A 22,590-nucleotide genomic window follows, 5' to 3' on the forward strand; every position below is an offset into this window, starting at 1 on the left:
GCGTAAAAGTTTAATAGCACATTTCAAAATAAAATTTACATTTCATTTTAATTCACTTCTGTAAAATGCCTTTTATTTTCTTTTTATATTAAAACCATTGATATTATAACGATTTTCAAAATTTATAATGATTCATTGTTTTTATACTTGCTGCCTAACTGTTTAAAATTACGCAGAACACCCTAATTTTTTACGTTTCATTTTTATTTCACGTTTCAATTTGATACTTCTTTTTTGCGTGATTGTTTCATTAAAAATGTTAAAATCAATGCTGAAAGTGCACCGCATAACGAAACGACAATTCCAATTTTGAAAATAGTTTGATAAGCAAGAATTTCATGTCCTTTAAATGAATCTAATAAACTTCCATTTAATCGATACACCCAAAACACAGGAGCATATGCTAAAAATGAACCAACACTCATCGCTGCGCCTGAATAATCTTCGGGTATTTTCAATTCTGAAATCGGAGCGAGCAAGACACTTTTTGATAGAAATGTAGTAAGGGAAAGTGTAACTAACAATACAATGCTGAATGTAGTTCCAACTGGAAAGAATACAACAATAACAAGAATTGCAGCAGATGCAATCAAACCCGCACCAATCATTTTTGCTGACGATTTGAAGACAAAATCTGAGATAGTACCTGCAATTACCCCTGCTAATACTCCGATTAAACCTGTATTGATTACACCGAAGAAAGCTGTTTGCGCTGTTGTTAAATGATATACACTTTGTAAATAAGGAACTGTGTAAATCAAAATGATATAGCTCCAATAAACTGACATTGCAGTTATAGCAGCAAGCCAAACTTTAGGCTGAATCAATACGTATAGCAAACCTTTTAAAGCTTTTGCAGATTTATAGCCTGTTTCTGCATCATGATTTTCATCTGCTGCAATCCCGTTTTTAGGGACATATTTCCAAATTAAAATAATTAATGGAATGAGTAGCAAGTTATAAACTAACATGCCACCTTTTAATACTGCAATACTACCTACTGCGGCCATAATAGCTACGAGAATTAAATTCATAATAACTTCTTGTCCACAACGAATCGATTCCAATAAGCCGAATCCTAATCCTCTATGCTCTCTGCTCTCTGCTCTCTGCTCTCTGTCAGTATAGAATACAACCCCATTTAACACTGCTGGCCAGAAAAAGGCTTCTACAAGCCCCCAAATGACAGCAATAATTTTTAAAAACATGAAACTTGGATGTAAAAAAATAACAATACACATTGTGATAAAACGTATCGCCATACCTGTAATTAATAATGAACGAATTGAAAATCTATTATTGATCCATCCTCCAGGTATATAGAAAAACATCGACAATCCAATCAAACTGAAAATCACACCAAGTTCTGCATTATTTACATTTAATACTTGCAATAATTGATTATAAAAAGTACCTTTAAATGCTTCGAAACCTGAATAAATAATTTGTCCTGCTGTCACGACCAATAAATACCCTGTTAACTGTTTAGAATCTTTTAATCCTAATTTCTTCATCAGCCAATTCATGATGTTTCCTCCTAGTTGTGGCTAATATATACAATTAATTTTGTAAATGAACTAAATGTTGAGCCACATCAGTAAAGATACCGTCTACACCCCATCTAAATAATTGATTCGCTCTATCTTTTTCATTTACTGTATATACATTTAAAGTATAACCTTCGCTTTTAATAATTTTCACTAAGTTTTCTGTTAAACCAATTTCTTCTAAATGTAAAATTTTAGTGTCACAAAAATCCAAAACAGTGCGCCAATCTTCATAAAATGCACATTTTTCATAAAGTACAGCTCTCGGATATTCAGGCATTACTTCCTGAATTGTCTTTAGTAACGGGATATTGAAACTTGAAAATAAAATTTCAATATTCGAATCAAATCGGTCCATTAATTTTGTTAGTTGGTGAACATAAGATTTAAATAACTTCGGTCCATTTTTACCTGTTGTACCTTTAAGTTCTATATTTACATTCAATTTTAATTCATTAGCGACATCAATAAATTCAGAAAAAGTTAACACTTTTTCTTCACTAAATTTTTTATCAAACCAATAACCAGCACTTGCATTTTTAATAATCTCATATGAAGTATCACTTATTTCACCTGAAATCGAAGTTGTCCTGTCCAAATAATCATCATGTATTATAATTAATTGTTCATCTTCTGTAATTGCAACGTCTATTTCAATCCATTTTAAACCAGGAATTTTTGCAGCAGTTTCATAAGATGCTATGGTGTTCTCTGGCGCTAAACTCGGCACGCCTCTGTGTCCATATATTTTTTTCATATTGATGCCTCCAACCCCTTTATCGAATTCTCCATCTTAATAATAACTCTGTTTTATATTTCGCACAATATAAATATGAAAACCCTTACATAATTTTTAAATACTTCTCATAAATTTTTGATAACATCCAAAATTTCTATAAATAAAAATTGCTTATTTGCAATATCTGACAAATAAGCAATTTTATGAGATTAAGCCATTACAATAATATTGAAATAATGGCCATCAATGTCTTGGAATGAAAAACCATAGAAATTGTTTCTTACTTTGGGTGCGTCTTTTATAATACCGCCAGCTGCTTCTACTTTCTTAGCTAACTCATCCGCTTCTTCTTCTGTTTTTACCGACAATGAAATTAATACATCGTTACCAGAAGCTTCTTTTCCAACATATTGATTAAAACGTTCTCTTGGCACAACCATAACAGGTGAGCCTGTTTGAGCTTTAAATCCAAACATTTCTCCTTCTTGTTCTGGTTGTTGGATAATCGTAAAACCGATGTCTTTATAAAACTTCATGCTTTTATCTAAATCATCACAACCTAAATTAAACCAAATATTCGTCAACATAAAAATCTCTCCATCTCATTTGTTATTTCTTTTACTTTACCACTATTTATAAGTAATTAGTGCTTAGATGGATTAAATTACCTAAAAAGAAGCAGTATACAAATTCATGATTTGTCACTGCCTCTCAGTTAAATTATTTAGTTAATGATACTTCAATGTATTTGATATCAGTTGAATTGATAACATCGCTCATACGATTGTCTTGAAGCTTTTTATGAAGTTCAAAAGTATTGTGTTCGCCATCGTTTAAATGAACTATTATTTTTCCATCACTATATTGACCTTTATATAGCCCTTTTTGTTCAATAAGTGCTTTACGGAGTTTAAAGTCTACTTCTTTTAAAGATACTTCCTCTTTATTAAAATTAATGCCCTTTAATGACTCGTCTTTTGTTAGTCCATTTTCAGTTGATTTCACATTTATAATTGGCGTTTTTAAAGTGTCTTTATATTGATTTTTATTTGTTTTAGTTACTCCACCTTTAGATAAAATTGAGGCGCTACGATCAGAAGTATTTTCTCTTACTACGAAAACATCTAAACCAGGATTACCTTTATTATCTGCATTGTACTTAGAGAAAGTATTTGGTGATACAGTAACTAACGTTTCACCTACTCCTCCTTTAGGAACAAATTCCAATTTATCATTATCCTTTGTATAGCCAATTAAATTTGTTAACTCTGTGGATGGTTGAGTGTAATACCCTAATAATACATTTTTGTCTTCTCTATCAGTTTTATAAACATTTGTATTTTGTTGTGTTTGTTTTGATTGTTGATCTAGCCCTAATGTGTGACGTACTAATGAAATTTCTGAAGCTTGTGCAGTACTTGCAAATAAACCAGTACCTATAACTAGTGAAGCTAAGCTTGCTTTAATGATTGCTGTCTTTTTCATGATGTTCCTCCGAATAATATAATATTTACTACATTAATATCATAATGTTTAAAAGACAGAGATAGAATTAACCAATTATAAACTAATATTTAACTTATTGGATTACTTAGTCAGTGAAATCACAACGAAATTCCCATCTATTCATTTCCTATATACACAAAAATGCACTTCCCAACTAAGGAAAGTGCATTTTAATAGAATAATATTATCTTTGGATTTCTACCATTTCATAAGCTTCGATAATGTCATCCACTTTAATATCATTGAATTTTTCAATTGTAATACCACATTCGTAACCTTGTGCTACTTCTTTAACATCATCTTTGAAACGTTTCAATGTATCTAATTGACCTTCAAAGACTACGATACCATCACGAATAACACGAACACCTGCATTACGAGTGATTTTACCATCAGTAACATAACAACCAGCAATTGTACCGACTTTAGATACTTTGAATGTTTGACGAACTTCAGCTTGTCCAATAACTTTTTCTTCATATTCAGGATCAAGCATACCTTTCATCGCCGCTTCAATTTCTTCGATAACATTATAGATAACACGGTGTAAACGCATATCTACATTTTCTTGTTCAGCTGCACGTTTTGCACCTGAATCAGGTCGTACGTTGAATCCGATGATAATACCATTTGAGGCATTCGCTAAAGTAACGTCAGATTCATTAATCGCACCTACAGCAGTGTGGATAATACGTACATTTACACCTTCAACATCAATTTTCATAAGTGAAGCAGCAAGCGCTTCTACAGAACCTTGTACATCACCTTTGATAATGATGTTAAGATCTTTCATTTCACCTTGTTTCATTTGTTCAAACAAGTTATCAAGAGAAACGTTTTTACTTTCTTGACGTTGTTGAATGATACTTTCTTCATGACGTGCTTCACCGATACGGCGTGCTTGTTTTTCATCTGAGAACGTAACAAAACGGTCACCAGCTTGTGGTACATCATTAATACCTGTAATTTCAACAGGTGTTGACGGACCAGCAGATTTCACACGTTTACCTGCATCATTAACCATTGCACGAACGCGTCCATAAGTGTTGCCGACTACAATTGCATCACCGACATTTAATGTACCATTTTGAACAAGTAATGATGCAGCAGGTCCACGTGATTTATCAAGTTCTGCTTCAATAACAGTACCTACAGCACGTTTTTCTGGATTAGCTTTCAATTCTTGTACTTCTGATACTAAGACAATCATTTCAAGTAAGTCATCAATACCATCACCGCTTAATGCAGAAAGTGGTACGAAGATTGTGTCGCCGCCCCAGTCTTCAGGGAACAAGCCATATTCAGTTAATTCTTGCATTACACGATCAGGATTAGCTGTTGGTTTATCAACTTTGTTCACTGCAACAATGATAGGTACATCTGCTTCTTTAGCATGGTTGATTGCTTCAATAGTTTGAGGCATAACACCATCATCAGCAGCTACAACTAAAATTGTAATATCAGTAACTTGCGCACCACGTGCACGCATTGTAGTGAAGGCTGCATGTCCCGGTGTATCTAAAAAAGTGATTTTTTTGCCGTCATTTTCAATTTGATACGCACCGATATGTTGCGTGATACCGCCTGCTTCACCTTCAGTAACATGTGTGTTTCTGATTGAGTCAAGTAATGTTGTTTTACCATGGTCAACGTGTCCCATGATTGTAACAACTGCAGGACGCTCAATTGCATCTGGATCTTCTTCTTCGTCATCGAAATAGATGTCTAAGTCTTCTTCATCAATTACAACTTCTTTTTCGATTTCGATACCGTAATCATCTGCAATCAATTCAACTGTTTCATCATCTAATGATTGGTTAATGTTTGCCATAATACCTAAAAGGAATAATTTTTTAACGATATTAGATGATTCAATATTCATTTTCTCAGCTAATTCGCCAACTGTAATACCTTCTGTATAAGTAATTTTTTCTGGCATTTCTTTAACAGCTTCTTGTTTAGGTGCTTGTTTTTGATTTTTATTATTCTTGTTGTTTTTGTTATTTTTTTGGTTTTTATTGTTGTGATTTTTCTTATTGTTCTTTTTAGCGTTGCCGCCATTATTGTTGTTGTTTTTATCTTTATTATTATTTTGATGTTTTTTGTGATTATTTTGAGCAGCTTTATTATCTTGCTTATCTTTAGATGAACCTGGTTTGAATTTTTTGTCTAATTCTTTGATTTCATTAGGTTCTAACGCTTGCATGTGGTTAGACACCTCTACATTCATCTTTTTCAATTCATCAATAACATCTTTACTCTTTAAATTTAAATCTTTTGCATACTCGTAAATTCTCTGTTTACTCATATAATCACTCCTTACGTTATTCATCTATCATTGATAATAGCTTTTTGGCAAAACCGTTATCCATTATAGCGATATTCACGCGAGATGATTTTCCTAGGGCTTGACCTAGTTCTTCTCTGGTTCCGAATATACGTAATGGGACTTGGTAACTTTCGCATTTTTGGCTGATTTCTTTCTCAGTCCTTGCCGAAGCATCCTCTGAAAGAATCACTAAAGAGACTTTTCTCTTTTTGATTTCAGTTAAAATAACGGATTCCCCGCTTTTAACTTTACCAGCACGCATTGCCAATCCTAAAAAATTCAAGATGTTGCTCTTATTCATTTTGGTATCTCTTCTCTGTAGATGAGACGTATGATTTCTTTATATACAGGAGCAAGTGTTTCTGCATCTGAGTTGAAGAACTTTTCCAACACGCCTTTTTCTTGTGCTTTTTCAACGAGTGCTACGTCTTTAGAAACATAAGCACCGCGCCCAGGTTTCTTACCTGTAGCATCTGCAGAAATTTCTCCCTCTTTATTAATAACCACACGAATCATATCGTTTTTGGGACGCATTTCATTAGAAAGTATACACTTTCTCATTGGAATCTTCTTTTTCTTCATAAAGTCATTCACTCCAAATTATTCTTCTACGTCTTTTTTAGAATCTTTTTCAAATGTTTCTTCGATAGCTTCTTCTTCAGCAGCTTCTTCAATCTCAGAAGCTGTTTCTTCGTCTTCAAGTTCTTCAACAGCAGCTTCTTCTGATTCTTCGAAGTCTTCGATTTCTGAAACTTCTTCAGCTTCAACATCTACTTCAGGTTCTTCGTCAACTTGACCAACAACCACTTCTTCAGTTAAATCTTCTGTAACCTCATCGTCTGTTTCTTCTACTTCAGGAACTGGATAAATTCCAGCTTCTCTAGCATCAGATTCAGATTTAATATCAATTTTCCAACCAGTTAATTTTGCAGCTAAACGGGCATTTTGACCACGTTTACCAATTGCTAATGAAAGTTGGTAATCTGGAACGATTACAGTTGTAGATTGATTTGCTTCATCTACAATAACTTCAAGTACTTGAGAAGGACTTAAAGCATTTTTAACGAATACTTTAGGATCTTCGTTCCATTGAACGATGTCGATTTTTTCGCCGCCAAGTTCTTCAACGATTGCTTCTACACGCACGCCTTTAGAACCTACACATGCACCAACAGCGTCAATATCAGGGTTATCAGAATAAACACTGATTTTAGAACGATCGCCTGCTTCACGTGCAACTGATTTAATCACTACAGTACCATCATAAATTTCAGGCACTTCTTGTTCAAATAAACGTTTCAATAAACCAGGATGGCTTCTTGACACATAAATTTGAGGACCTTTTGTAGTTTGTTCTACTTTATTGACATACACTTTGATACGTTCATTAGGAATATAACTTTCATTCGGACTTCTTTCAGCTTCAGACAATACAGCTTCTGTACGTCCTAAATTAACGTATACATAACGATGATCGACTCTGTCGATAATACCAGTCACGATATCTTCTTCTTTGTCGATAAACTCATCATACAAAATTTCACGTTCAGCATCGCGTAAACGTTGCATTACAGCTTGTTTTGCTGCTTGTGCACCTACACGGCCGAAGTCTTTAGGTGTTACATCTTCTTCGTAAATGTCGCCGATTTCGTATGCTGGATTTTTTTCTAATGCTGTACTGATATCTACTTCTTCACGATCATCAAAAACATCATCTACAACTTCTTTACGTGCGATTACATGGAATGTACCTTCATCCATATTTAATTCCACACGTACGTTACGCGCAGCTTCATAGTTTTTCTTATAAGCTGTAATCAATGCTGCTTCGATAGCGTCAATCAATACTTCTCTTGGAATTTTCTTTTCTTTTTCTAAATACTCTGTTGCTAATAATAATTCATTACTTGACACGGTTAAATCCTCCTAATCACGTTAAATCAATACTGCATGACGTGCTTTAGCAATTTTATTTCTAGGGATTTCAACTTCCTTTTTCTTTTCCTTAACTTGTGCTTTGATGACAATATGGTCATCAGTTACAGATTGCAAGACACCTAACCACTCTTTAGAGCCATCAATCGGCGCATAAAGAGAAACAAATACAGGTTGTTCTACAGCATCATGAAGTGCTTTATCAGTTTTAATAGGACGTTCAGCACCAGGTGATGCTACATCTAGGTAATACATTTGTTCGATTGGGTCTTCTTCATTCATAACTTCACTGATTTTCTCAGATGCAAGTGTACAGTCATTCAAATCGACGCCGCCTTCTTTGTCGATTGAAATTCTGAGGAAGTGGTCTTTTCCTTCTTTAGTAAATTCAATTTCTACGAGTTCAAAATTCAAATCATCTAATACGGGTTGAATGATTTCTTCAATTTGTTCAGTGATTTTACTCATGCGAACCTCCTTTTATACAAATAGAAAAGAGCGGGTAAACCCCACTCTTCGTGACTAAAGTTCATTTTTTACGCAATGTAATTATAACACAGTCGACTTTTAATTGCCAATTGTTGCACAATGACAAGCTTTTCAACCTCATTGTTTTAATTACATATCAAAAATTGATAATTGCGCTTTATCTGGAAGGCCTGGTAATGAACCTAATTCATCAAGATATTCGATAACTTTTTGTGATAAACCAGCTTTTTTATTCAAATCTTCTTTAGATAAGAATGGGCCTTCTTCACGTGCTTCAACAATACGTTTTGCAACGTTTTCACCTAATCCAGGAACTGAAATAAACGGCGGGATTAAAGTGTCGCCTTCAATAATAAATTCAAAGGCTTGGCTTTTTTCCAAACTAATCGGCTGCATACGATAACCACGATGCGCCATTTCATTCATAATTTCTAACACAGTCAAAACATCTTTTTCTTTTTTACCAAGCTCCATGTATTTAGAATACATGTCCTTCACGACAGTTTTAATACCTTCTTTGTCTTTAATCATTGTAATTAAATCAAAGTCTGATGCACGTACTGTGAAGTAACTTGCATAATAATAAAGCGGATAATGTACTTTAAAGTATGCAATACGCATAGCCATTAAAACATATGCTGCAGCATGGGCTTTCGGGAACATGTACTTGATTTTTTTACAAGAATCTAAATACCAATCTGGTACGTTATTCTCTTTCATGACTTCTTCCCACTCTTCTTGCAAGCCTTTACCTTTACGTACCGCTTCCATAATTTTGAAGGCTAGTGACGGTTCAAGACCTGCATACATCAAGTAAACCATGATGTCGTCACGACAACCGATTACACCTGATAAGTCACAAGTACCTGAACGAACTAAATCTTGAGCATTGCCTAACCATACATCTGTACCATGAGACAGACCGGAAATTTGAACAAGCTCTGAGAAAGTTGTTGGTTTTGTATCTTCAAGCATTTGTCTTACGAATCCCGTACCAAACTCTGGTACACCGAATGTTCCTGTTTTACACATAATCTCTTCTTCTGTCACCCCAAGTGATTCAGGTGTACTGAAAATACGCATCGTTTCTTTATCGTCAACCGGTATCGTTTTCGGATCAATACCTGATAAATCTTGAAGCATACGAATCATTGTCGGATCATCATGACCCAGAATATCGAGTTTCAACACATTATCGTGAATTGAGTGGAAGTCAAAGTGTGTCGTCATCCAAGGTGATGATTGGTCATCAGCTGGATATTGAACAGGCGTAAAATCATATATATCCATGTAATCCGGTACAACAATAATACCGCCTGGATGTTGACCTGTAGTACGTTTAACACCCGTACAACCTTTCACCAAACGATCCACTTCTGCACCGCGCTTATGAATACCTTGGTCATTTAAATAACCTTTGACATAACCGAATGCTGTTTTTTCTGCAACAGTACCAATTGTACCGGCACGGAATACTTTGTCTTCACCGAATAACACTTTTGTATAGTTATGGGCTTCTGGTTGATATTCACCACTGAAGTTCAAGTCAATATCAGGAACTTTATCCCCTTTGAATCCTAAGAAAGTTTCGAAAGGAATATCTTGCCCTTCTTTAATCATTTCAGCACCGCATTCACATTTTTTATCTGGCAAGTCAAAACCTGAACCGACCGAACCATCATTGAAGAATTCGCTTTTCTTACATTTTGGACAAATATAATGTGGTGGTAATGGATTCACTTCGGTAATTTCTGTCATAGTTGCTACGAAACTGGAACCGACAGAACCACGAGAGCCTACTAAGTAACCATCATTCAATGATTTTTTAACCAAACGTTGTGAAATCAAATAGATAACAGAGAAACCATTACCGATGATACTTTCTAATTCTTTTTCCAATCTATCTATTACAATTTGCGGTAAATCATCGCCATACAATTTACGCGCATTTTCATAACTCATTTCACGAATTTCTTCGTTTGCACCTTCCATACGCGGTGTATACAATTTATCTTTAATCGGAACAACACGTTCAATACGGTCTGCGAGTGCTTGAGTATTTTCAACTACAATTTCATGTGCTTTTTCTTCGCCTAAGAAATGGAATGCATCCAACATTTCATCCGTAGTACGGAAATGTGCTTCTGGTAATGTTGAACGGTTAAGCGGGTTACCTGGTTGAGAGGCAATCAAAATTTTACGTGCGATTGAATCATGTTCATTCAAATAATGCACATTACCTGTTGCAACAATCGGTACATTAACCGCTTCTCCTGCTTTTAACAACCGTTCATAAATTTCTTCCATCGTTTTATTATCACGAATCAATTCTCGATCAATCAAATCTTGATACAACGCTGGTGGTTGTACTTCAATATAGTCATAGTATTTCGCAATACGTTCTACTTGAGATTGGTCTTTTTGCATTACAGCAGTAAAGACTTCACCTTCATCACAAGCAGTACCAATCAACAATCCTTCACGATATTCATCTAATAACGAACGCGGGATTCTTGGTGTACGATAATAATAAGTGACCAAAGATTCACTGACGATTTTAAATAAGTTTTTTAATCCATCTTGGTTTTGAACCAAAATTGTAATGTGACTTGGACGTGCACGTTTATAAGCATCTTCATTAGATAAAGACTGATTTATATCTTTATGGTTAGTTACACCAAGTTCTTCTACTTGTTTCAACATTTTAATAAAAATATACGCAGTTGCTTCTGTATCATAAATGGCACGGTGATGTTGTGTCAGTTCTACGCCATATTTTTTAGCTAAGAAGTTCAAACCATGCTTACCGAATTCTGTATTAATCGTACGAGAAAGTTCTAAGGTATCGATAACACCATTTGTATAATTGCCGAGTCCTGCACGTTCATATCCTGTGTCAATAAAGCCCATATCGAATGAAGCATTATGCGCTACGAAAATCGCATCTCCGACCCACTCTTTAAACTCAGTTAATACATCATCAATTTCTGGTGCATCCACTAACATATCATCAGAAATATGCGTTAAGTTTTTGATTGTATCAGATAAACGTTCATGCGGATTACTGAAACGTTCAAATTTATCAATAATCTCGCCATCATGTACTTTTACAGCGGCTAATTCAATAATTTTATCGTATTGGTTTGACAGTCCTGTTGTTTCCACGTCAAACACTACATACGTAGCATCTTTTAAAATACGGTCTGTCGGTTTATAAGCAATCGGAACACCATCATCTACGAGCATTCCTTCCATACCATACAACATTTTAATGTCATTTTTTTCAGCAGCCGCAAAAGCATCAGGGAAAGCTTGTACAACACTGTGATCTGTTACAGCAATTGCAGGATGTCCCCATTTAGCTGCTTGCGCTACATAATCTCCGATATTATTAATACCATCCATTTGGCTCATTGCAGTATGCAAGTGCAATTCAACACGTTTGTCATCTGCTTTATCTTGTTTTGGTGTTTTTTTGATTTCTTCAATATCAGACATCATCATAACTAAGTCGCGTACAAATGTATCTTCTTCAATACGTCCTTGTGCACGTACCCATTTGCCGACACTTAACGCTTTGAAATGTTCTAAATCATCTTTGTTTTTACGTGTAAACATTTTAAGTACAAGTGAATCTGTATAGTCTGTTACTTTTAATTCAACAATGTGGCGTCCACTTTTCAATTCTTTAATATTCATATCAAAAATAACGCCTTCAATTGCTACTTTGAATTCTTCTTCGATAATAGATTCGATTGGACGCACATTATCAACTTGAATAGGTTTACCGATTTGGCATTTCGCTACTGTATTTTCATTGTTATCTTGTTGTTTTGCCTTTTCAGCTTTCATTTTCTCTAATTTTTCAGTAGCTTCTTTAGCACTTTGCTGATCTTCTTCTTGAATGTAAGCCTCTAAAGAAGCAAGATCCGCATCTTGTCCATCATTATCTGTTTCAAACACGATCTTATTTACGTCAAAACCACATTGGCGGTATGCTTTCACTAGACTCCCATTACATGCTTTATGGAAATAATCTCGTTCAACATCATTTGAAACCATTACTTTTAAAACGTCACCTGACATAATCAAACGTTTTTGTTTCAACTGCCCTTTGACTTTTGGTGATAAGCGCGTTTGATCAATACAGTGGTTAAAGTATTTCATCGCATATTCATCTTGGTTCGTAGTATTTTGAACTTTGAAGTGCCAGTTGACTGTAGCAATATCTTTGAATTCTTCAGTCAGTGCATGAGTGAATAGTAAGTAATCTTCGTGAGATAAAAAGTGCGGCAAGGTGATTTGGAAAAGCCATGTGCGTGCTTTTGACGACACATCAATACGATTTAATTCACTTTGTTCTAATATTTCAGGTTCTAACTGATTCGCAATTTTAATCTGATCAGCTAGAACTTTAAATTTTTCTTGATTTGTCATTGCCAAGACAATTACCACCTTAATGATTGATTAAATAGAATTGTAGAACTGCAAAGAAAGAATTACAACTCAATTGTTTGAGAGAGGATGTCAGAGGAAACCATGCAGTACTACCTTTTATGAAAAACAGAACCACACTTCAAAACAGCGTGGTTACTTTTCTTACGTTCTTTTTTAGAAACATCTTAAATATTATACCAAATTTCCCCTCGTTCTAAAAACAGTAAAACTATTATATATGATGTATTGTTGCTTCAAAAGCCTATCGTACTCGAATTAAAGAGTAAAACAAAAAAATTCCGAAACTCCTTTTAAGAGCTTCGGAAAACTTTCGCTTAAATTTGTGTATATAAATTATCAATATAAGAAGCTAAATTTGAAACTTCAACTTCTTCACTTTCACCATTATCACGACGTTTGACTTCAACGATTCCTTCATCTGCACGTTTACCTACAACAATACGTATTGGCAAACCGATTAAATCAGCATCATTGAATTTAACACCTGCACGTTCTTTTCTATCATCATAAAGCACTTCATATGATTGTTGTAATTCAGCGTATATTTGATCGCCAAGTTCACGTTGATCATCTTTTTTAGGATTGATTGTAATTAAATGCAAGTCAAATGGTGTCACGGATTTTGGCCAAACAATACCATTTTCATCACTATTTTGTTCAACAATAGCGCTCAATGTTCTTGAAACACCAATACCATAGCAACCCATAATCAATGGTTTAGCTTTACCTTGATTATCTAAGAATGTTGCGTTCATCGTTTCAGAATATTTTGTACCTAATTTGAAGACTTGACCTACTTCAATACCTTCAGCAAATTTAGCTTCACCTGATCCGTCACTTAAAGGTTCGCCTTCTAAAATGAAACGGAAATCACCGAACTCTTCTACATTAAAGTCGCGTTCAGGATTCGCATTGATATAGTGATAACCATCTTCGTTGGCACCAATTACTAAATTAGGTGCATCTTGAACAAAATTATCCGCATATACTTTAATACCTTTTTCTTGAATTGGACCGATTGAACCTGGTTTCGCACCAATTAAATTAATAATTTCATCTTGTGTCGCAAGTTCAATGTTATCTGTACCGAAGTATGTTTTTAATTTCACATCATTGATTTCATGATTTCCACGTACTAATACAATAATGAATTCGCCATCCACTTTAAAAATCATTGATTTTGTAATTTGTTCTAAAGGACGATTTAAGTAGTCAGCAACTTCTTGTGCAGTATGTGCATTAGGTGTCTCAACTTTTTCTAATTCTAATAGTGCTTCACCATTTTCTTTTGGCTCAAAACGTACTTCAGCTTTTTCAATGTTAGCTGCATAGTCACTGTTTTCACTATATACAATCGTATCTTCACCAATTTCGCTTAAAGCCATAAATTCATGAGTATGACTTCCGCCAATTGCACCAGAATCTGCCACAACTGGACGAGCATTTATACCCGCTCTTTTAAAAATACGGCTGTATGCATCGTACATTTGATTATACGTTTCATCCAATGATGCTTCATCAGCATGGAATGAATACGCATCTTTCATAATGAATTCGCGACCACGTAATAAGCCGAAACGAGGACGTTTTTCATCTCTGAATTTAGATTGAATTTGGAAAAGTGTTAATGGTAATTGTTTATATGATTTTACTTCATCACGAACAAGAGAAGTCACTACTTCTTCATGCGTTGGACCTAAAGCAAATTGACGACCGTTTCGATCTGTTAAACGCATCAATTCACTACCATAAGCATCCCAACGACCTGACTCTTCCCATAATTCAGATGGTTGCAAGGCAGGCATTAAAATTTCAACAGCATCAATGCTTTCCATTTCTTCACGTACGATTGCTGTAATTTTATTCAATACACGTGTCGCTAATGGTAAGTAACTATAAACTCCGCTTGTACTTTGTTTAATTAAACCTGCTTTTAATAACAAACGATGACTTAATGCTTCAGCTTCAGCTGGTACTTCTCTCATCGTTGGTATAAATACTTTTGATTGTCTCATAAAACTAAGTTCCTCCGTTTCTTATAAGAAATAACGCTGAATATCATTCCACGTTACTAATATCATGATAATAATGACGAATACAGCACCTGCTCCGATAATGTATGTTTCAGCTTTCTTGTTAACTGGTTTTCTGAACACCGCTTCATATAAAACAAATAGTATACGTCCACCATCAAGTGCAGGAATCGGTAATAAGTTCATTAAACCTAAATTGACACTTAAAAGCGCTGTCCAACCTATCAAGTTAATGATACCAGTTTTTACCACAGTATCAACATTATGATATATACCCACCGGGCCATTCAACATATCAAAGGAGAACCCGCCTGTAAAAATACTGCCGATCATCGCAACAATTGCGGTAAAAATTAATGTGCCTGCTTTAACAAATTGCTGTACACCTGCTACTAAAGGTTCAATCAATGATGAATGTTCTGATTGCGGTTGATAGCCTATTTTATAAGAAATTTTAGGGCTCACTTTTGTGCCTTCTTTAACTTTTTTAGGTGTTAATTCTACTGTTTTATTTTTGCCGTCTCTTTCATATGTCACTTTAACAGGTTTATCTTTATTGCTGTCTAATGCTTTTTGAATATCATCGAATGTGCTGATTTTGTGCGATCCGATTTGTTCAATTTTATCTCCTGATTTTAATCCTGCTTCTTGAGCTGGATAATGGTCTGCAACTTGTTTTACAGAGTTAGTCGGCGTACCTTGATAGTAAGCAAGACCTATAAATATCACTAACGCTAAAATAAAGTTGAATAATGGACCTGCAAATAACGTCAAGAATTTTTGATACGGTTTTTTATGCATAAATTGACGATTACGCGGTGCAATTTGGATTAAACTTCCGCCTTCCACAAAATATGCTTCTTTTGCAATATAATAACGATGTCTTTCATCATCGTAAGATGTAATGCCTTCTACATACATTTTATCTTTGAAATCACATTTTTTAATTTCAATCACTTCTGCTTGTTGGAATTTGTGTTGATCATCCAAGATAATATGTATAATTTCATCTTTGTCATTTAATTTAATTTTGACTGACATTCCCGGTTCGACTGGTACTTCATCAATACCATCACCAGCCATACGGACATATCCGCCTACTGGTAATAATCTTATTGTATATAATGTTTCATTTTTTCTAAAACTGAATATCTTGGGTCCCATGCCGATAGCAAATTCAGGACACATAATTCCTGCACGTTTTGCGAAAAACATGTGGCCGTACTCATGAACGGAAACTAAGACACCAAAAACGATAATAAACGCTAATATAGTAATTATCAAAATGGGCCACCTCTAATTAAAATTTCATTTCTCTGAAGTAACAATGGAGATAACTATAGTTATCTCGCACCTACTTTTGAGATATGTAGGTTGAAAATTTTCAACATAATATATTATATTAATGATATTTTGAGCTATGTACAAGTAATATGTTGAGCGTTGATACAGAAAAAGGCATGCCGACGTGCAAACGAATTTCTATTTGTTTGCAATTCTCACATGCCTCGCAATTATTAATTTTGCAGTAATAAAATGTTAAGTAATGGTAAAACAAACATGAAACTGTCAAAACGGTCAAGAATACCGCCGTGTCCCGGTAAAATCTTACCAGAATCTTTCACACCGAAATGGCGTTTGAATCCAGATTCAACCAAATCACCAAGTTGGCCGAACATACTTAAAATGACTGTAACTAGAAGCATTATCCAAATATTAATATCGAAATCTACAAAGAATTGCATAATTAGCGGCACTAATAAACTACATAAAACTCCGCCGATAAAGCCTTCAATTGTTTTATTCGGACTAATGACTGGCCATAATTTATGCTTTCCGAAAGCACGCCCAAATAAGTATGCACCAGTATCTGTTGTCCAAACGACTAAGAAAGCAAATAATATAAATGCTAATCCAGCTTCACGTGTTTCATATAAATACATAAATCCAATACCGACATAAGCCACTGACATTAAACAGAATGCTGCATCAATAAAACTAAATCGGTTTTTAGACATGACAGTATAACTTAAAATTACGAAACTCATTATAATGAGTCCTTTTAATTGCACTGCTGCTACCCATGCACCTAAATCATGTGGCAGCATAATGATAATCAAACCAAGTGCACTAATAATCCCAGGAATCGAAATAAAACGGATTTTATTCATATTCAATAATTCTTTCAGTGCGATAAGGGCCAAGATGTATGAGAAATACATCAATATAGGTCCGCCGATAATTAGTATTGGTAAAAAGATTAACAAAGCAATAATTGCCGTTACCGTTCTAACTCTCATAATATACTCCTATCTTCCTATATTAAACCACCGAAACGACGCTGTCTTTTCTGGTAAATTTTAATACAATTCTTAAGTTCATCTTCATCAAAATCTGGCCAAAGTTTTTGGTCAAATATAAACTCACTATATGAAATTTGCCAAATTAAAAAGTTGCTGATACGTTGTTCCCCTGATGTTCTTATTAACAATTCCGGATCAGGGTATTGGCTTGTCATTAAGTAATCATTAATTGTTTCTTCAGTAATATCGCTACTATTCTGACCTCGCTCAATCATATCATCAAACATACGTCGTACGCTATCTGTAATTTCGGCACGTCCGCCATAATTAATAGCAAATATTAATTTCAAACCATCATTTTGCGCTGTTTTTTCTTTAGCATGATTAATTGCTTTCATTGTAGAAGCAGGTAAATCATCCGTAAAACCGATTGTTTCTACTTTCACATTTCTTTCTATTAATTCAGGAAGAAATGTTTTTAAGAAATTAACAGGTAAGTTCATAATATAGTTTACTTCTTGTTCAGGACGGGACCAATTTTCAGTTGAGAAGGCGTATAAAGTTAAATATTTTACCCCGATATCATTTGCAGCTCTAGTAATTTTTTTAATTGTTTGCATACCTTCATAATGCCCTTTAATTCTCGGCATTTTTCGTTTCTTCGCCCAACGGCCATTACCATCCATGATAATCGCTATATGTTCGGGTATATTATGTAAATCTAAATCTGAATGTGTCCCATCAGCTTCAGATTGATTTTTATTTTTCAGCTTTTTAAACATGGTCTATCCTCCGAGCTCAATCTATCTCTGTTACATTATAATAGATTATTCATGCAATTATCTATCATTTTATCACACTCGTTAATAGCAATGAATAGAACAATTAAAAAACTGTACCAAAGTCTTAGTTGGTACAGTTTTGGTCACAATATTTTCAACTCATTCAGTTCGTACGAGATATTATACTGACATGATGTCTTTTTCTTTTTCTTCTAACACTTTATCTACTTCTTTGATAGATTCATCAGTGATTTTTTGAACATCGTCAGTGCCAGTACGTAATTCATCTTCAGAAATAACGCCTTCTTTTTCGTCTTTCTTCAAATCGTCATTACTGTCACGACGGATGTTACGGATAGAAACTTTTGCGTTTTCTCCCATTTTTTTAACGTCTTTAACTAATTCTTTACGACGTTCTTCTGTTAATGCAGGCACCATGATACGGATTACTTCGCCATCACTAGATGGGTTTACTCCTAAGTTAGCTGCATTAATCGCACGTTCGATATCAGATAAAGAAGTTTTATCATATGGTGAAACTACTAATAAACGTGGTTCAGGAACGTTGATGCTTGCTAATTGTTGAACTGGTGTTGGTGCACCATAATAATCTACTTTTACGCCTGCAAGCAAATTAGAATTAGCACGGCCGGCATTAATAGTAGCTAGTTCACGTGACAAACTTTCAATTGACTTTTTCATTCTTGATCTAGTTTCGCTTAAAATGTCGCTCATCTTATTACACCTCAAATTTATTTTGTAATTGTAGTACCGATTTTTTCGCCCTTAACAGCACGTTTAATATTTCCCTCTTCTGTAATAGAGAACACATTCAACGGAATATTGTTATCCATACAGAATGATGCTGCAGTAGAATCCATGATTTGAAGACCATCTTGAAGCATTTGGATATATGTTAAGTGCTCATATTTTTCTGCGTTTTTATCAACTTTAGGGTCTGCTGAATAAACGCCATCTACATTATTTTTACCCATTAGAATTACGTCAGCTTCAACTTCAGCAGCTCTTAGAGCAGCTGTTGTATCTGTTGAGAAGTAAGGGTTGCCGATACCAGCCGCGAAAATTACAACACGTTTTTTCTCTAAATGTCTGATAGCACGACGTCTGATATATGGTTCTGCAACTTGTTTCATTTCGATTGAAGTTAAAACGCGAGTATCGCAATCTAATTGTTCTAAGCTGTCTTGAAGTGCAAGTGCATTCATAACTGTAGCTAACATTCCCATGTAGTCTGCAGTACCGCGATCCATTCCAAGGTCACTACCTGTTTTACCTCTCCAGATATTTCCGCCGCCAACAATTACAGCGATTTCACAATCTAACTCTACGACTTCAGCAATTTGTTTTGCAACACTTTTAATAATAATTGGATTAATACCAAACCCTTTTTCTCCAGCAAGGGCTTCTCCACTTAGTTTCAAGACAACGCGATTATATTTAGAAGTTTCAGCCATTTTCCTATCCTCTCTATCGTAAAAATATGTAAGTGATACAAGTAAAGAAGACACAAAAGGTATGTCTGATACAAATGTGTGCATTTATATAGAAATACAAGGTGTCTTCTTTCTTGTTCAACAACTTAGTAAAATTATTTCATTTGTCCTTTTACTTCATCAGCAAAGTTTTCTTCACGTTTTTCCATGCCTTCGCCTACTTCATAACGAACAAAGTCAGTTAATTTACCACCTTTAGATTGTAAGAACTGTTCAACAGTTACATCTGGGTCTTTAACGAAGTTTTGGTCAACTGCGCAAATTTCTTGTAAATATTTGCGTAAACGGCCTTCAACCATTTTTTCAACGATTTTTTCTGGTTTACCTTCATTTAATGCTTGTTGTTTTAAAACTTCTTTTTCATGAGCAAGTTCTTCTTGGCTCACTTGGTCAGAAGAAACATATTTAGGGTTGATAGCAGCGATATGCATAGCAACATCTTTAGCTGCTTCTTCGTCAGTAGAACCTTCAACTACTGTTAATACACCGATACGTCCGCCCATGTGCAAGTAAGCACCGAAAGAATCATTGTCGCCTTTAGTTCTGATTGCAAAACGACGCAAGCTTAATTTTTCTCCGATAGTTGAGATTGCTTCATTGATACGTTCTTTAACAGTTTCACCTGTAGACATTTTAGTTTCCATTAAAGCATCAACAGATTCTGGTTTAGTTTCAAGAATATGTTTCGCAAGTTCTTTAACTAATTCTTGGAAACCTTCGTTACGCGCAACAAAGTCAGTTTCAGCATTGATTTCAACGATAACTGCATCGTTTCCTTCAACTTCGACATGAGTCATACCTTCAGCTGCAATACGATCTGCTTTTTTAGCAGCTTTTGCAATACCTTTTTCACGTAGGTAGTCGATTGCTTTTTCGATGTCGCCATCAGTTGCTTCAAGCGCTTTTTTACAATCCATCATACCTGCGCCAGTTCTTTCGCGTAATTCTTTAACTAATTTAGCTGTAACTTGTGCCATTCATTTTTCCTCCATTTATATAACATAATAATCATTTCAAATACAGTATATCAGTTCTTAATATGAATATAACTCTATTTGCCTTGCTTTAAACTTGCAATATCTGATTATTCATTTATTTTATTACAACTTCATACACAAAGTAATATTTGTATTCTGAAGTTCATTTTTTATTAATATTCTTTTTAAAAAAAGGTGATAAGCTTTTAATATCTTATCACCCTTTTTGAATTATTCTTAGTTTGATTCAACAGAAGTTTCTTTAACTTCTTCTACTTCAACAACTTCATCTTCATTTAAGTCGATGTTTTGTTCAGCAGCTACTTCTTCATTTGAAACACCTTGTTGACCTTCTAAGACTGCATCTGCCATTTTACCAGTTAATAATTTAACGGCACGGATTGCATCGTCGTTTGCAGGAATAACGTAATCAATTTCATCTGGGTCGCAGTTAGTATCAACGATACCTACGATTGGGATGTGTAATTTACGTGCTTCAGCAATAGCGTTGCGCTCTTTACGAGGGTCAACTACGAATAATGCTTGAGGCATTGATTTCATATCACGAATACCGCCTAAGAATTTGATTAAACGGTCGTATTCTTTTTTGATTTCAACTACTTCTTTTTTAGGTAATACTTCGAATAAACCGTCTTCTTCCATTTTTTCAATTTCAGAAATACGTTTTACACGTTTTGAGATTGTTTTATAGTTAGTCAAGATTCCGCCTAACCATCTTTGGTTAACGTAGAATTGACCAGCACGTTCAGCTTCATTTTTAATAGATTCTTGTGCTTGTTTTTTAGTACCTACGAATAAGACTTTACCGCCGTCTTCAGATACTTGTTTAAGGAAGTTGTACGCTTCGTCAACTTTTTTCACTGTTTTTTGTAAGTCGATGATATAGATACCATTTCTTTCAGTGAAAATATATTTTTTCATTTTTGGGTTCCAACGGCGTGTTTGGTGACCGAAGTGAACACCTGCTTCTAGCAATTGTTTCATTGAAATTACTGCCATGATTAAAATCCTCCAATTTGGTTATTTTCCTCCACAAAAAGCTCGTATAAAAACGACGAAATAACATCGCACCCTTTATACTTTTGCTTTTCATGTGCGTTATCGGCTCTTTAGCCGTCATTAAATATAACATATTTCATTTTATAAAGCAATAATGAAAACTAAGTGTTACAATATAAATGATTAGTTAGATTTTTCCAATTCATCTAAGAATTGTTCTTTTTTAACTTTAATGAAAGTACCTTTCATACCTAGTGAACGAGATTCAATCACACCGGCACTTTCTAATTTACGTAATGCGTTTACAATAACTGAACGTGTAATACCGACACGATCAGCAACTTTAGAAGCGATTAATAAACCTTCTTTACCGCCAAGTTCTTCGAAAATGTGCTCAATTGCTTCTCTTTCCGAATATGATAATGAATTGATAGCCATGTTGATTGCTGCTTTATCACGTGCTTCTTGTTCTACTTCGCTATGTTTTTCACGTAAAATTTCCATACCTAATACTGTTGCTGCATATTCACCTAACACTAAATCGTTATCAGTGAAGTCATCAGATACACGGCCTAATACAAGCGTACCTAATCTTTCACCGCCACCCAATACTGGGAAAATTGTAGTTTTGCTGTCAATGAATGTGTCTCTGTTTTCAGGAGGGAAAACAGATAAGTCATCATCAATACCGATGTTTGAAACTGTTTGTTTAACATCCATTAATTTATCAGTGTATTCACTTGGAATATGACGATCTTCTAGCATTTGATTGATACGGTTGCTTTTTAACAATTCGTTTAAACTATGGCCTAAAATTTTACCTCTGCGTGATACGATAAATACGTTTGTAACAGTAACCTCACTAATTTTGCGCGCAACATCTTTAAAGTCTACTGCAATACCTTTATGTTTTTGCAACAGTGTATTTAATTCTCTTGTTTTTGAAAGTAAACTCATT

At 34.6% G+C, this 22,590-nt stretch carries 19 protein-coding genes; all 19 read right to left on the reverse strand.

Translation table 11 applies throughout. The features are described 5' to 3' along the window. Positions 1-215: 215 nt before the first annotated feature. Entirely contained in the window at positions 216-1,526 is a 1,311-nt protein-coding gene (locus DYE31_RS07925; RefSeq protein ID WP_015900159.1) for an MFS transporter, read from the reverse strand. A gap of 34 nt (positions 1,527-1,560) precedes the next feature. Further along, a complete protein-coding gene (locus DYE31_RS07930; protein WP_115314378.1) occupies positions 1,561-2,304 on the reverse strand; it encodes a glycerophosphodiester phosphodiesterase family protein in 744 nt (247 codons plus the stop codon). Between the two features lie 191 nt (positions 2,305-2,495). Beyond that, positions 2,496-2,873, reverse strand: a complete 378-nt coding sequence (locus DYE31_RS07935; RefSeq protein ID WP_015900156.1) for a VOC family protein — start codon at positions 2,871-2,873, stop codon at positions 2,496-2,498. Between the two features lie 133 nt (positions 2,874-3,006). Next, a complete protein-coding gene (locus DYE31_RS07940) occupies positions 3,007-3,771 on the reverse strand; it encodes an exotoxin beta-grasp domain-containing protein (RefSeq protein WP_015900155.1) in 765 nt (254 codons plus the stop codon). A gap of 205 nt (positions 3,772-3,976) precedes the next feature. Continuing rightward, positions 3,977-6,100 (reverse strand): translation initiation factor IF-2, encoded by a 2,124-nt coding sequence (gene infB, locus DYE31_RS07945; RefSeq protein ID WP_015900154.1) that lies wholly within the window; start codon positions 6,098-6,100, stop codon positions 3,977-3,979. A 16-nt stretch (positions 6,101-6,116) separates the two neighbouring features. Continuing rightward, the gene (locus DYE31_RS07950) at positions 6,117-6,422 is read right to left on the reverse strand and encodes a YlxQ family RNA-binding protein (protein ID WP_015900153.1); all 306 of its coding nucleotides are present in this window, start codon (positions 6,420-6,422) and stop codon (positions 6,117-6,119) included. Then, positions 6,419-6,703, reverse strand: coding sequence for an RNase P modulator RnpM (gene rnpM / locus DYE31_RS07955; RefSeq protein WP_015900152.1), 285 nt, complete (start codon positions 6,701-6,703; stop codon positions 6,419-6,421). The genes DYE31_RS07950 and rnpM overlap by 4 nt, the downstream gene beginning before the upstream one ends. Before the next feature lie 18 nt (positions 6,704-6,721). Next, positions 6,722-8,035 carry a transcription termination factor NusA gene (gene nusA / locus DYE31_RS07960; protein ID WP_015900151.1) on the reverse strand — a complete coding sequence of 438 codons (1,314 nt, stop codon included), beginning with the start codon at positions 8,033-8,035 and terminating at the stop codon, positions 6,722-6,724. Between the two features lie 21 nt (positions 8,036-8,056). Further along, on the reverse strand, positions 8,057-8,524 hold the full coding sequence (gene rimP, locus DYE31_RS07965) for a ribosome maturation factor RimP (RefSeq protein WP_015900150.1): 468 nt from the start codon (positions 8,522-8,524) through the stop codon (positions 8,057-8,059). A 150-nt stretch (positions 8,525-8,674) separates the two neighbouring features. Further along, positions 8,675-12,982 (reverse strand): PolC-type DNA polymerase III, encoded by a 4,308-nt coding sequence (locus DYE31_RS07970; RefSeq protein ID WP_115314406.1) that lies wholly within the window; start codon positions 12,980-12,982, stop codon positions 8,675-8,677. A gap of 335 nt (positions 12,983-13,317) precedes the next feature. Beyond that, the gene (locus tag DYE31_RS07975) at positions 13,318-15,018 is read right to left on the reverse strand and encodes a proline--tRNA ligase (protein WP_015900148.1); all 1,701 of its coding nucleotides are present in this window, start codon (positions 15,016-15,018) and stop codon (positions 13,318-13,320) included. Between the two features lie 21 nt (positions 15,019-15,039). Then, the gene (gene rseP / locus DYE31_RS07980; RefSeq protein ID WP_015900147.1) at positions 15,040-16,320 is read right to left on the reverse strand and encodes an RIP metalloprotease RseP; all 1,281 of its coding nucleotides are present in this window, start codon (positions 16,318-16,320) and stop codon (positions 15,040-15,042) included. A gap of 233 nt (positions 16,321-16,553) precedes the next feature. Continuing rightward, positions 16,554-17,336, reverse strand: coding sequence for a phosphatidate cytidylyltransferase (locus DYE31_RS07985; RefSeq protein WP_015900146.1), 783 nt, complete (start codon positions 17,334-17,336; stop codon positions 16,554-16,556). A 17-nt stretch (positions 17,337-17,353) separates the two neighbouring features. After that, entirely contained in the window at positions 17,354-18,121 is a 768-nt protein-coding gene (locus tag DYE31_RS07990; RefSeq protein WP_015900145.1) for an isoprenyl transferase, read from the reverse strand. A gap of 180 nt (positions 18,122-18,301) precedes the next feature. Further along, a complete protein-coding gene (gene frr / locus DYE31_RS07995) occupies positions 18,302-18,856 on the reverse strand; it encodes a ribosome recycling factor (RefSeq protein WP_015900144.1) in 555 nt (184 codons plus the stop codon). Between the two features lie 17 nt (positions 18,857-18,873). Continuing rightward, the gene (gene pyrH, locus DYE31_RS08000) at positions 18,874-19,596 is read right to left on the reverse strand and encodes a UMP kinase (RefSeq protein ID WP_015900143.1); all 723 of its coding nucleotides are present in this window, start codon (positions 19,594-19,596) and stop codon (positions 18,874-18,876) included. Between the two features lie 134 nt (positions 19,597-19,730). Continuing rightward, complete coding sequence (tsf, locus tag DYE31_RS08005; RefSeq protein WP_015900142.1) at positions 19,731-20,612, reverse strand: translation elongation factor Ts; 882 nt, start codon at positions 20,610-20,612, stop codon at positions 19,731-19,733. A 237-nt stretch (positions 20,613-20,849) separates the two neighbouring features. After that, positions 20,850-21,632 (reverse strand): 30S ribosomal protein S2, encoded by a 783-nt coding sequence (gene rpsB / locus DYE31_RS08010; RefSeq protein WP_015900141.1) that lies wholly within the window; start codon positions 21,630-21,632, stop codon positions 20,850-20,852. Positions 21,633-21,815: 183 nt separating this feature from the next. Further along, positions 21,816-22,589: a GTP-sensing pleiotropic transcriptional regulator CodY gene (gene codY / locus DYE31_RS08015; protein WP_046099427.1), complete on the reverse strand. Its 774-nt coding sequence runs from the start codon at positions 22,587-22,589 to the stop codon at positions 21,816-21,818. Position 22,590: the final 1 nt, after the last annotated feature.

It is taken from the genome of Staphylococcus carnosus, assembly GCF_900458435.1.
GTDB lineage: Bacteria > Bacillota > Bacilli > Staphylococcales > Staphylococcaceae > Staphylococcus > Staphylococcus carnosus.